We start from the raw sequence: 11,940 nt of genomic DNA on the forward strand, positions 1-11,940 counted from the left end.
GGAGACGGGGAAGCGTCCTTTAGCACGGGGCGGCGCGCGTGTTATTTGGAAACCCGTGCCGCTCCTTCCGCTCGCCGCCCTGTTCGGGGTCATCACGTTCGTGTGTGCCCTCTTCCTGCTCGTCCATGCGTTCCGCCGCAGCCTGGGCACGGGGATGATGGTGCTCCTGGTGCCGTTCTACCTGCCCGTGTATGCCTTCAGTCAGTTCGAGCACTCGCGCAAGAACCTCATCCTCGCGGGCTTCTTCGGCAGCACCCTGCTCACCGCCGTCTTCCTGGGGCTCGGCGCCCATGCCCTGGAACAGGTGATGGTGCGTCCGCCTCCGCCCGCGCCCTTCTGAGCCGCCCCGCGACGTGGCGCCCGTGGTCCCCCCCGCCGAGCCGCTCGCCTCGAGCGCTCCCCGCTGTCCGCCGCACCAGCGTCCGGCGGTCACCACCTGCGTGCGCTGCGGCACCTTCCTGTGCGGCGAGTGCACCGAGTTGCTCGGCGAGGTGGCCTGCTGCGCGTCCTGCCTCCCGCTGCTCCGGGCCCACGGCTCGGCCTCGCTCCCGCTCAAGCTGGCGTTCGGCCTGTGCGTGGCCGCGATGATGTCCTCGCCGTTTGCCCTGCTCTTGCCCCTGCACGTGAAGGTGGACCCCGAGCGGGCCCTCATCGTGCTGCCCCTGTTGCGCCGCCTGCCCGTGCTCAACGTGCTGGCGGCCGGGGTGGGCGGGGTGTTGGCGTCGCGTGAACTGCGCCGCCTGGGGTCCGGCGCGCGCTCCACTCCGGCGGGCTCGCTGGCGCGGTGGACCCGCGCGCTCGCGTGGCTCAACCTCGGCTTCGTCCTGCTCCAGGGCTTCCTCGTGCTGCGGCTCGTCCTGGGCCTGCTCGCCCCGGGCGGGCCCTGAGGCTCACACCCCGCGCTCGTTCGGATCCCAGATGTACTTGTGCATCTGAAGCTGGAAGCGCACCGGCAGTCTGTCCGCGATGACCCACTCGGCCAGGTCCTTCGTGGAGAGCTTCCCGTGCACGGTGGAGAAGAGCAGTTCGTAGGGCTTGTCCAGCAGGCGGTGCTCGGCGATGAGCCGCTTGCTCCACTCGTAGTCCTCGCGGCTGCCGATGACGAACTTGAGCTCGTCGTTGGCGTTCATCGACTCGAGGTTGCGGTAGTCATTGCGATCGCTCTCGCCGGAGGAGGGCGTCTTCATGTCCACGATCTTGTGCACCGCGGGGGGCACGAGCCGCACGTCGATGGCGCCACTGGTCTCCAGGAGCACGGTGAGGCCCGCGCCGAGCAACTGCTCCATCAGCGGATACACCCCGGGCTGCAACAGGGGCTCGCCACCCGTCACCTCCACGCGCGGCGAGCCGAGCGCCTTCACCTCGTCCACCACCTCGGAGATCTTGCGGCGCTGGCCGCCATGGAAGGAGAACTCGCTGTCACAGTAGGAGCAGCGCAGGTGACAGCCGGTGAGCCGCACGAAGGAGCACAGCAGTCCCGCATGCGAGGACTCGCCCTGCACCGAGAGGTAGATCTCCTTGACCACCAGCGAGTCAGCGGTGGGAACACGACGGGGCTCGATGTGGGGGCGCGCGAGGGGCATGGGCGAGAATCCAGGAGAGAATTGCTTCAACCCCACCCACGCGGGCGATGCAAGCGCGGAGCTGGCCCACGCGCCAGGCCCGCCCCCCAGGCGGCGCGGCGGGCGCCCGGAGGCAGGAGGCTCAGGGCGAGGGGGCGCGGCCCTTCACCTGGGCGATGTGGGAGTCGATGAGCCGCCGCGCGATGCTCAGGGGCGGAGGGATGCGGGGCAGCCGGTCCACGCCGAACCAGCCGGCCTCGGCGATCTCCTGGCCATCCACGCGGATCTCCCCGCTGGCGTACTCGGCGGTGAAGCCCACCATGAGCGAGCGGCCAAAGGGCCAGGGCTGGCTGCCGAAGTAGCGCAGGTTCTTCAGCTCCAACCCCACCTCCTCGCGCACCTCGCGCGCCACCGTCTCCTCCAGCGACTCGCCCACGTCCACGAAGCCGGCCAGGGTGCTGAAGAAGGCATCGGGGAAGCTCGCGTTGCGCGCGAGCAGCATCTCGTCCCCCCGGCTGATGAGCACGATGACCGCGGGGGAGATGCGCGGATAGAAGGGCGTGCGGCACGCGGAGCAGCGGCGTGCTCGCTCGCCCGGCGTGTGCACCGTGGGCTGCGCGCAGCGTCCGCAGAAGCGGTGCAGCAGATCCCACTCGGCGATCGCCAGCGAGCGGCCGACGACACCGAAGGTGTCCTCGTCCACGCGCGAGTAGAGGGCGCGTCCGGGGATGAACTTCATGCCGGCGGGGGCCTCGGTGTCCTTGGGCAGGGCGGTGACGTAGCAGTCCACGCCATCGAGCGTGCCGAGGAAGAGGGTCTGGGTGGCGAGGGAGGACACCCGGCCCACGGTGGGCAGGAGCGCGTTGCCCTCGCCCTCGCCCTCGGTGACGAGCAGGTCGAAACCACGGGCGGCGAAGAGCAGGGCGGAGTCACGCGGACGGTCGGGGGCGTCGAATCCAGGAACGAATCGGGGAGGGCTCACGCGCGACACCTTAGCGGACCCGCTACGCTTGCGCAGGGCACCCCCGAGCACCCACCTTGGAAACACTCCTTCCATGACAGACGCCGCCACCGCCCGCGTTCCTCCCGGCCCCAAGGGGCACTGGCTCCTCGGCAATCTTCCCGAGCGCAGATCCGACCCGCTCACGCTCTTCCAGCGGGGCCGCGAGCGCTACGGGGACGTGGTGCGCTACCCCATGGGCCCCCTGCTCATGTACCAGCTCAGCCACCCGGACGACGTGAAACGTGTCCTCGTGGACAACGCGCAGAACTACCAGAAGACCGCGCTGATGCAGCGGCTGCGGCCCGTGCTGGGCGAGGGGCTGCTCTTGAGCGAAGGGGACTTCTGGAAGCGCCAGCGGCGGCTCGCCCAGCCCGCCTTCCACCGCGAGCGCATGGAGGGCATCGCCGCGCTCATCACCCGGCTCGTCGAGGAGTCGCTGCCGCGCTGGGACGCGCTCGCCGCCCGGGGTGAGCCCTTCGACCTGTGCGCGGAGTTGATGCGGCTGGTGCTGTCCATCACCGGCCAGGTGCTCTTCAGCACGGACTTGAGCGGCGCCGCGAACGACATGGCGCGCGCGGTCACCACCGTGCTGGAGGAGCTCAACCACCGCGTCCTGTCCGCGCTGCCGCTGCCCGGGCTCCTGCCCCTGCCGGGCCACCTGCGGTTGCGCTCGGCCATCCGCGTGTTGGATCGCATCGTCTACGGCATCATCGACGGGCGTCACCGGGGCACGGACGCGGGCGGGGATCTCCTCTCCATGCTCATGGCGGCGCGCGACGCGGACACCGGCGAGGGCATGAGCGACCGGCAGTTGCGTGACGAGGTGATGACGCTCGTGCTCGCGGGGCACGAGACCACCGCCAACGCGCTCGCGTGGACCTTCCTCCTGCTGCACCAGCACCCCGAGGCGGCCAGGCGGCTCGTCGAGGAGGTGACGTGCGTGCTGGGCGAGCGGACACCCACGTTCCAGGACCTGCCCCGCCTGCGCTACACGGCGCGCGTCTTCGATGAGTCCATGCGGCTCTATCCCCCCGCCTGGCTCATCAGCCGGGTGGCGCTCGCCGACGACGTGCTCGGGGGCTACACGCTGCCCCGGGGCTCCATCGTCGTCATGTTGCCGTATGTCATCCACCGCCACCCCGCCTTCTGGGAGCGTCCGGATGCCTTCGACCCGGACCGCTTCCTGCCCGAGCGCTCGGGGACGCGTCCGCGCTTCGCCTGGCTGCCCTTCGGGGCCGGACAGCGCATGTGCATCGGCAGTGGGCTCGCCCTGCTGGAGGGGCAGCTCTGTCTGGCGATGCTCGCGCGGCGCTACCGCTTCCAGCTCGTACCGGAACACCCCGTCGTTCCCCAGGCGCTGGTGACCTTGCGGCCCCGGTTTGGTTTGCGAGTCATCGCCTGGCGGCGCGAACCAGGGCCTGTCCCGGGGGAAGTGCTTGACGGTGCCGGGCCGGAGCGCTCGGATGCCCGTCCATGAAAGATTTACTCACCCGCGCCGAAGCCACGAAGTATCAGGAAACCTCCCGGCACGCCGACGTGCTCGCCTTCGTCGACGCACTCTGCGCGCGCACGAAGCTCGCGCGGCGCGTGGACTTCGGACAGAGCGGCGAGGGGCAGCCCCTGGTCGCGCTCGTGGTCAGTGACCGCAACTGCTTCACCCCCGCGCTCGCGCGCAAGCAGAAGAAGGTCATCGTGATGGTCGAGGCCAACATCCACGCGGGCGAGGTCGAGGGCAAGGAGTCCGTGCTCGCGCTCGCGCGTGACCTCACCCTGACCAAGCTTGGCCAGAAGCTGCTCGACAAGCTGTGTCTGGTGTTGGTGCCCAACTTCAACCCCGATGGCAACGACCGCATCAGCCCGAACAACCGCAAGCTCGACCTGGCCAACCTCGAGGGGCAGGTGAACCCTCCGGGCGGCGTGGGCATGCGCTACACGGGCGAGGGGTGGAACCTCAACCGCGACAACATGAAGCAGGAGGCCCCCGAGACGCGCTGCCTGGCGAAGCTCCATCAGGAGTGGTGGCCGCACGTCTTCATCGACTGCCACACCACCGACGGCAGCATCCACGCCTTCGACCTGACGTATGACACGTCTCACTCGAACGAGCCGCTCTTTTCCGAGCTGCGCGCTTTCAACCGCGTGATGCTCGATCGCGTGGCCGCGGCGGTGTCCAAGCGCCATGACTTCCAGAGCTTCTGGTATGGCAATTTCAAGGAGGAGGGCAACCCGCGCTCGGGCTGGCACACCTATCCCGCGCTCCCGCGCTTTGGCAGCCATTACCGGGGCCTGCTCGGGCGCATCGACGTGCTGCTGGAGACCTACAGCTACATCGACTTCCCGCGCCGCTGCGCGGTGATGCGGGCATGGTTGATCGAGCTGTTCCGGGACGCGGCGAAGAACGCCAGGTCCTACCTCGCCATCACCGAGGCGGAGGGCGAGCGCATCCTCGCGCGCGGCGAGTCCCCGGACGTCACGGCGCTCGTGGGCATCAACTACGGCGTGGCCACGCGCGACGAGAAGGGCGCGCTGGTCTTCGAGTACCCCGCCCACGCGAAGCCCGGCGACGAGGCGGAAATCCTCTCCTTCGACGAGGCGAGCATCACCGCGCGGCGCTACCCGGGCAAGCGCCCGCGCACCTGGCGCATGCCGCACTACCGCACCTTCGTGCCCACCCAGGCGGTGAGCACGCCGTCCGCGTACCTCGTGCCCGAGTCGCTCGCCTCGCGGCTGGAGGGGCATGGCATCCGCTTCGAGCGCCTCGCGGCCGCCCAGCGCTTCACCGTCGACAGCTACCGGGTAGCGCGGCGCGAGGAGACGTTCAGCCCCGACGTGGCCGCCAACGTGCCGCCGCCCGGTGAGGCCGAGGTGCCGCTCAGCCAGAAGCCCAAGCCCGTGCGCTTCGAGACCGTGCTCACCGTGTCGCCCGAGCGCTCCTCGCGCGAGTTCCCCCAGGGCACGCTGCTCGTCCCCACCGCCCAGCGCGCCGGGACGCTGGCCGTGTACCTGCTCGAGCCCCACTCCGACGACGGTTTCTGCCGCTGGCAGTTCCTCGACAAGGACATCACCGTGGGTGAGCTGTACCCCGTACACCGCGTGGTGAGCGGGGGGCCGGTACCCCGGAAGGCCGAGTGACTCGACAGGTGGGGCGCCTCACGGCTTGTGGGGCGGTACCGCCTCGGGCAGCGGCATCCGCACGAGTTTCAGCCCCCGGACGCCGAGGTCGATGACGGTGAAGCCCTGGCCAGCGACGCGCACCCGCTGGCCCGCACGGGCGTCCCCCTCCTGCAGCCAGGTCTCCGCCGCCTCGCGCGTGGCGAAGACGTGGTCCACCTTGACGCCCTCGACGGCCGGCGTGGTGAGCCTGCGGAAGTACTCCCGGAATTCGCCGAGCTTGTGCTGGTCATCGCGCACGAAGAGCAGCGCGGCCGCACACACCCGGAGCGACTCTTCCTCCAGCGTTCCCTCGGGCTGATTCCTGCTCAGCGCCTCCACGGTGCGCAGCACGGAGTCCACATCGAAGTTCACGTTGTATTTCGTCATGGGCGACGGGCGTCCCTGGGGCCAGTGCCCCTCGGCTCGGTGCGACAACGGAAGGCTCATCCTGGACGAAACCCAGTAAAAACGGGTATTTGGGAGGGGGGGGGGGGGGGGGGGGGGCTGTACAAAAGTTCAGTACAGTCCGGCCCCGTGGACGGATTGACCGCCCCACCTCCTGCGGACAACCCGCGGATGGAGGAGACCCTACTCCAGGAGACCCCTCCTCCCGCAAGCCCGCCCGCCTGATCTCCGACGGGTGGGGGGCCCCGCCCCCGCCTCGCGGCTCCCGGGCTACAATGGCGCACCTCGCCATGGATTCTTCCCTCTCGAATCTCTCCGCGCCCGCCCCTCGTGCCCTCGGACGTTATGAGCTCGTCCAGCTGCTCGGGCAGGGCGGCATGGGGGAGGTCTACCTGGCCAAGATTTCCGGCGCGGCGGGCTTCGAGAAGCCCTGTATCGTCAAGACCGTCCTGCCCGCCCTGCTCAAGGACCGGCAGTTCCTCGATCGCTTCCACCATGAGGCCAAGGTGTTGGTGCACCTGGCGCACTCGTCCATCGCGCAGGTCTACGACATGGGCGAGGCCGAGGGCACCTACTACATGGCGCTCGAGTACGTGGCCGGCGTGGATCTGGCCTACCTGCAGGAGCAGGCACGTGCCCAGGGCAGGTCCATCCCCGTCCCGGTGGCGCTCTACCTCGGTCAGCGCATCGCCGAGGGGCTCGGCTACGCCCACCGCAAGATGGGCCCGGACGGGGCGCCGCTGGGGATCGTCCACCGGGACGTGTCTCCCCACAATGTAATGGTCTCGTACGAGGGCGAGGTGAAGGTCATCGACTTTGGCCTCGCCAAGAGCGCCGCGCGCAGCAAGTACACGCTGCCCTCCACCGTCATGGGCAAGCTCGGCTACATGTCTCCCGAACAGGTCCGCGCCGAGTCGGTGGATCACCGCACCGATCTCTACTCGTGCGGCGTGGTGGTGTGGGAGCTGCTCGCGGGACGGCCGCTCATCGCCCCTGGCACCGTGGGCGAGATGATGGCCGCCATGACCCAGCCCGTGGTGCCCTCGTTGAGCGAGCTGCGCGCGGACGTGGACCCCGCGCTCGACGCCGTGGTCCGCCGCGCCCTGGCCCCTCTGCCCGAGGAGCGCCATGCCCGCGCGGACGACTTCGCCCGCGCCCTCAACGAGCACTTCCTGCGCACCGGCTCCTCCGTGGGCGCCGAGGAGGTGGGCAACTTCGTGCGGGAGATCTGTCCCGAGGCCTTCGCCTCGCAGCGGGAGATCATCAGCCGGCTCGCCACCGCCTCGAGCACCCGCCGCACCCCCCTGCCTCCGGCCGTCGTGTTGCCCATGCACACGGGGGTTCAATTCGCACCGCCCGCGGACGGGGTCGCCTCTCAGACCCTCATGCCAATGACCCTGCCTCCCGCGCAGGGCTACGCGGACACCCTGATGCGGCCGAGCAGCACCCAGGTGCCCACCGTGGGGGCCTCTCCCGAGGCGTTCCAGCTCCAGGGTCCCAGCCGCAAGGGGTGGCTGGTGGCGCTCTCCCTCGCGGCGCTCGGCCTGGTCGGAGCCTCGGCGGGCATCACCGCCGTCGTGATGTCGAACCGGCGGCCACCGCCCCGGGCGAGCCCGGATGGCCGGTTTCCCTTCCCACCGAATCCACCTCCGTTCATGGGTGAGCCCGGTGCGCCTCACGGACCCCCGGGACCTCGCGGACCTCCGCCCGGTTCGTTCGAGCCGCCTCCCCCCTTTGGCGAGACTCCAGTCCAGGAGCCCACCGCTCCCACCGTGCCCAAGCCGAAAGCGGCCGTCACGAAACCCTCCGCGGTGACACCCGCGGCGGCCCGGTTCATCTCCGCGGAGAATGTCGCGGCGATCCGGCCCGTGGGGTCCTCCTATTTCGTTCCCCAGGGGCGCAACTCGGGACTCACCTCCGGCATGGTCCTTCAGGTCGTGGAGGCGCCCACGCGGGATGGCAAGGCGAAGGTGCTCGGTGAGGCCACCGTCCGCGAGGTGTTCCCCCGGCGCGCGGCGCTAAGCCTCGATGAGCGCGCACGCGGCGCGGCGAAGTCCGCGCTCTTCGTCGTGCTTCCCGAGCCGAAGCAGACCCCCGAGGAGCCCCCGCGTACCTCGAGCACCAAGACCGAGCCAGCGACGCCCACCAGGCCGACGGCGCCCCGGCAATTGGAGGGACGCATCGCGCAGCGCACGGGCCCGTTCGGGAAGAAGATCGAACTCACCAACACGGACACCATCACCTGGAGTGGCTGCATCCTCGTGATCCAGGGCCGGGACATGTTCAAGCTCGGGGGCATGGCGCCCGGGGGCTCACGGGAGATCCTCCTGAACGCGTTCGAGAAGGGCGGGCGCGAGGTGCCCTTCGTGAACAGCAATCGCCTGGGCCTGTTCTGCGCCGAGGGCCAGCGGGAGTTTCCCTTCCGGTAGTGCGTGTCAGAAGGAGCCGGAGAGCTGGAGCGTGAAGGTGCGCCCGTATTGGGGCACGGGCCCCGCGGCGCGCTCCTCTCCGAGCGCCAGGGCGTACTGGGTATCCAGCAGGTTGCGCACCCCGGCGAAGTAGCGCAGGTAGGGCAGCTCTCCGGACAGACCCACGTCGAGGAGCAGGGCCTTGCCATACTCGGTGCCGTCGTCGCTCCGCCGTCCACGGGCGCTCTGGTAGGTGGCCTGGGTGGACAGGCGCAGGTTGCCATCGGCCAGGGGCATCAGCAGTCGTCCCGACGCCAGGTGCGTCGGCGTGGCTTGGGCCTCCTTCTCGGCGGCATTGACCAGGGTGACGAAGGAATAGTTCAGGTCCACGAGCATGAAGCGTCCCGGCTGCCAGCGCAGGCCCGCCTCGGCGCCAAAGGCGCGTGTCTCCCCAGGGCGGTTGACGAAGACGATGCATGGCATGGAGCCGAGGGGCCCGCCCGTGCACTGGGGGGGCCCCGGCTGCTCGCTGAGCGCCACGAGGTGGCGGATGTTGTTGGCGTAGCCCGCCACGGTGAGGCGCAGTTCGTCCGTGAGGTTGTGGGCGTGTTCGAGCTCCAGGGTGGTGATGGTCTCCGGCTCGAGCGTGCCCGCGGCGATCTGGGTCCTGCCGTTGTCCTGGTAGTCGAGCTCGAAAGGAGTGGGGGCCCGGAAGGCACTGCCCATCACCAGCTTGGTGAGGCCCCGCGCGTAGGGGCGTCCGATGAGGGCCAGGCGCGGCGTGAAGGGCAGCGTCTTCAGATTGTTGAAGTAGCGGTCCAGGCGCAGGCCCGCGCTGAGGCTCAGCCGGGGGTGCAACCGCCACTCGTCCAGGACATAGGCGGAGAAGCTGCCGCGGGGATCACTCAGCACGAGGTTTTCGCCCAGCGGGTCGACTTCCTGCTCCACGCGCAGCTGAGCCTGGCCCTCCAGGCCCAGCGTGAAGTGGTGGGTGTCACAGAAGCGCAGGCGCAGCCGGGTCTCGGCGGACAGCCAGTCGGCGCGCGCCGCGTCGGTGTCGAGCCGCTCCCCGGCCAGCGTGGGCCTCGAGTATATCCAGTAGCCCTGGTAGCGGCTGGCGTCGTAGGCACCGCGCAGCGACAGGCTCATCCGCTCGCCGAGCTGTTTGTCGTAGCGCACCTCGGCGAAGCCGCGGACGTCCTGGACCCTGGTGCCCGGAACCCCGAGCTCCGTGCCGAAGGGCCCCGCGGGGCTCTCCTTGGTGCGTCCGTGCAACTGGGCGTGGAAGCTGAGGCCGCCCAGGCGCGCCCGGAGCGAGGCGGTGGCGGCGCGCTCTCCATCCAGGCCCACCACCGCTGGCAAGTCCCCGCCCAGCCGCGTCACCTCCGCGCCCCGCATCCCCACCCAGGCTCCTGACAGCAGGACCGAGCCGGACCCGGACTCCCACGCCGTGGTGGCGCGCAGCCGGGTGGTGCCCAGTGCCCCCGCCCCGGCGGTGACCTCCACGTGCTGATCCCCTCCCAGCGTGTCGCGCGGCACCACGTTGATGACGGCGAAGAAGGCGCCCGTGCCGTACAGGGCGCTGCCCGGGCCACGCACCACCTCGATGCGCTCCACCTCTTCCAGGTCCACCGCCAGGTCCCTCGCCACGTAGCCCTGGCCCGCCACCATGTCGTTGAGCGGGTGGCCGTCCCAGAGGATGAGGACGCGGGTGTTGAAGTCACCCGGGGGAGAAAAGCCCCGTACCCCCAGGTAGGTGTAGGTCCGGTCATCCGAGACGAAGATGCCGCGCACGGCCGCGAGCGCCTCGGCGAGCGTGGTGTAGCCGAAGGCGCGCAGCTCCTCCTGGGTGATGACGGTGGTGGAGGCGGGTGCCTCGTCCACGGACACCAGGTTCTTGGACGCGGCGCGCACGGAGGGCGGCAGGTAGCGCAGCTCGGCGTGGATGCGCGTCTCCTGGTTGGCCACCACGTGGACGCTCTGGCGCAGGGCGCTGAGGTTGGGGCTCTCCACCTCCAGGGAGTGATCGCCGTGGGGGAGGGTGAGCACGGTGGGGGTGAAGCCCGCGGGGCGGCCGTCCACGCGTACCGAGGCGTTGTCGCGGTTGGCGGTGATGATGAGGCGTCCGGTGGGCTCCTCGCGCGGGGCGAGCGCCACGCCCAGGGTCACCTCGTTATCTGCGGGTACGTCCACGAGCAACTGGGCCGGGACATGGCCGGGTGCGCTCACGTGGAGCACGTGCGGCCCCGGGGTGAAGCGCAAGTCCCCGGGCACCTGTGCGAGCACGGGGCCCTCCGGCGACGCGCGCACCTCCGCGCCCCCGGGGGTGCCCGTGAGCCGCACCGTGCCGGTGATGAGCTCCAGCGTGAAGGCCTGGACCACCGCCTGGCCCCGCGTGAGCTGGATGGTCGCCTCGGCGCGGCGGTAGCCCTCCTTGTGCACCACCACCGTGTGGGCGCCGGGGGGCAGCGCGAGTGTCTGAGGTGACAGGCCCCGGCTGCCCAGATCCTCCCGATCCACGAGCACCTCGGCGCCGGGCGGCTCGGTGGTGACACGCACCAGGGCCACCTTGGGGCGCAGCCGCGTGAGCGAGTGGTTCACCTTGGTGGCGTCCACCTCCGGGAGATCCTCCAGGGCCAGGTCGTGGTAGTAGCGGTAGGCCTCGTTGTAGCGGCCCAGGGCCTCGTAGCACCGGGCGATGTTGAAGAGGACGTTGCGGTTGGGCACCAGGCGGTAGCTGGCGAAGTAGGAGCGCAACGCCTGGACGTATTCACGCCGGGCATAGGCCTCGTTGCCCAGCTCGAACGCCACGTCCGCCTCGTCCGCGGTGTTGCCGGCCCACGCGCACGGTGACCCGAACAGCAGCGACAGCAGGAGGCCGAGTCGGAACACGCGCATGGGCGGCTCCATCCTCTCACATCACAGGGTGGCGGCGAGGGCCCGTGCCGCCGCTTCCAGCTCCGCGTCCGGGCGGAAGTCGCCGAGGGCGGCGTCGAAGGCTCCCCGCCCCCACAGCCGTGCGGGCGTGTCCCGATAGCGCGGCACCAGGTGCAGGTGGAAGTGGCGCAGCACGTCCCCGATGGCGAACGCATAGGCGTGCTCGGCGCCGAGCACCTCGCGCTGCGCGCGCATCACCCGCGCGGCGAAGGGGCCCAGCTCCCGCGCCGCCTCCTCGTCCAGATCATACAGGGCGCGCGCATGGCGCACGCTGGTGAGCACCACCCAGCCGGGCAGGGGGCTCGGCCCGGCCAGACCATGCAGCACCAGCCCGGCCGAGCGGGCAAGCACCCCTCCCACGGGGCGGAGGCTGCCGCTCACGAGGGCACAGCCTCGGCAGGGGTCGTTCACGTCCACGTCGTTCATGGCGCCCGAGCCTATCAGGGCGCCCATCCGCCGCCGTCCGCTTGAC

Annotated in this window: 10 protein-coding genes; 5 read left to right on the forward strand and 5 right to left on the reverse strand. The window is 70.4% G+C overall.

What is annotated here, in order from left to right; all coding sequences use genetic code 11:
• Window positions 1-55 precede the first annotated feature (55 nt).
• Window positions 56-340 carry a hypothetical protein gene (locus tag F0U63_RS03845; protein WP_395843803.1) on the forward strand — a complete coding sequence of 95 codons (285 nt, stop codon included), beginning with the start codon at window positions 56-58 and terminating at the stop codon, window positions 338-340.
• A gap of 13 nt (window positions 341-353) precedes the next feature.
• Complete coding sequence (locus tag F0U63_RS03850) at window positions 354-887, forward strand: hypothetical protein (protein ID WP_395843805.1); 534 nt, start codon at window positions 354-356, stop codon at window positions 885-887.
• A gap of 3 nt (window positions 888-890) precedes the next feature.
• Here F0U63_RS03850 and F0U63_RS03855 read toward each other — a convergent pair whose 3' ends face one another.
• Together F0U63_RS03855 and nudC are read right to left on the reverse strand one after the other, a co-directional pair.
• Window positions 891-1,583, reverse strand: coding sequence for a radical SAM protein (locus F0U63_RS03855; RefSeq protein WP_395843807.1), 693 nt, complete (start codon window positions 1,581-1,583; stop codon window positions 891-893).
• A gap of 121 nt (window positions 1,584-1,704) precedes the next feature.
• Window positions 1,705-2,544 (reverse strand): NAD(+) diphosphatase, encoded by an 840-nt coding sequence (nudC, locus tag F0U63_RS03860; RefSeq protein WP_395843810.1) that lies wholly within the window; start codon window positions 2,542-2,544, stop codon window positions 1,705-1,707.
• A 73-nt stretch (window positions 2,545-2,617) separates the two neighbouring features.
• Between nudC and F0U63_RS03865 the strand changes: the two genes are divergently transcribed.
• Together F0U63_RS03865 and F0U63_RS03870 are read left to right on the forward strand one after the other, a co-directional pair.
• Entirely contained in the window at window positions 2,618-4,042 is a 1,425-nt protein-coding gene (locus F0U63_RS03865; protein WP_395843812.1) for a cytochrome P450, read from the forward strand.
• Window positions 4,039-5,697 carry a M14 family zinc carboxypeptidase gene (locus F0U63_RS03870; RefSeq protein WP_395843814.1) on the forward strand — a complete coding sequence of 553 codons (1,659 nt, stop codon included), beginning with the start codon at window positions 4,039-4,041 and terminating at the stop codon, window positions 5,695-5,697. Before F0U63_RS03865 ends, F0U63_RS03870 begins: the two co-directional genes overlap by 4 nt.
• Before the next feature lie 18 nt (window positions 5,698-5,715).
• On the opposite strand, the gene F0U63_RS03875 is transcribed toward F0U63_RS03870, so the two are convergent.
• The gene (locus F0U63_RS03875; RefSeq protein ID WP_395843816.1) at window positions 5,716-6,105 is read right to left on the reverse strand and encodes a hypothetical protein; all 390 of its coding nucleotides are present in this window, start codon (window positions 6,103-6,105) and stop codon (window positions 5,716-5,718) included.
• Between the two features lie 308 nt (window positions 6,106-6,413).
• Between F0U63_RS03875 and F0U63_RS03880 the strand changes: the two genes are divergently transcribed.
• Window positions 6,414-8,552 carry a serine/threonine protein kinase gene (locus F0U63_RS03880; protein WP_395843818.1) on the forward strand — a complete coding sequence of 713 codons (2,139 nt, stop codon included), beginning with the start codon at window positions 6,414-6,416 and terminating at the stop codon, window positions 8,550-8,552.
• Between the two features lie 6 nt (window positions 8,553-8,558).
• Here the strand turns inward: F0U63_RS03880 and F0U63_RS03885 are convergent, their stop codons facing one another.
• Both F0U63_RS03885 and F0U63_RS03890 read right to left on the reverse strand, forming a co-directional pair.
• Window positions 8,559-11,429 carry a TonB-dependent receptor domain-containing protein gene (locus tag F0U63_RS03885; protein WP_395843820.1) on the reverse strand — a complete coding sequence of 957 codons (2,871 nt, stop codon included), beginning with the start codon at window positions 11,427-11,429 and terminating at the stop codon, window positions 8,559-8,561.
• A 21-nt stretch (window positions 11,430-11,450) separates the two neighbouring features.
• Entirely contained in the window at window positions 11,451-11,894 is a 444-nt protein-coding gene (locus F0U63_RS03890; RefSeq protein WP_395848310.1) for an HIT family protein, read from the reverse strand.
• Between the last annotated feature and the right edge of the window lie 46 nt (window positions 11,895-11,940).

It is taken from the genome of Cystobacter fuscus, from assembly GCF_044360685.1.
In the GTDB taxonomy this organism is placed as follows: Bacteria; Myxococcota; Myxococcia; order Myxococcales; family Myxococcaceae; genus Cystobacter; species Cystobacter fuscus_C.

Bases quoted from the DNA above. Each gene is read 5' to 3' on its own strand.
- F0U63_RS03855 (WP_395843807.1), bottom strand. From the start codon at position 1,583: ATGCCCCTCGCGCGCCCCCACATCGAGCCCCGTCGTGTTCCCACCGCT.
- F0U63_RS03865 (WP_395843812.1), top strand. From the start codon at position 2,618: ATGACAGACGCCGCCACCGCCCGCGTTCCTCCCGGCCCCAAGGGGCAC.
- F0U63_RS03870 (WP_395843814.1), top strand. From the start codon at position 4,039: ATGAAAGATTTACTCACCCGCGCCGAAGCCACGAAGTATCAGGAAACC.
- F0U63_RS03875 (WP_395843816.1), bottom strand. From the start codon at position 6,105: ATGACGAAATACAACGTGAACTTCGATGTGGACTCCGTGCTGCGCACC.
- F0U63_RS03880 (WP_395843818.1), top strand. From the start codon at position 6,414: ATGGATTCTTCCCTCTCGAATCTCTCCGCGCCCGCCCCTCGTGCCCTC.
- F0U63_RS03885 (WP_395843820.1), bottom strand. From the start codon at position 11,429: ATGCGCGTGTTCCGACTCGGCCTCCTGCTGTCGCTGCTGTTCGGGTCA.
- F0U63_RS03890 (WP_395848310.1), bottom strand. From the start codon at position 11,894: ATGAACGACGTGGACGTGAACGACCCCTGCCGAGGCTGTGCCCTCGTG.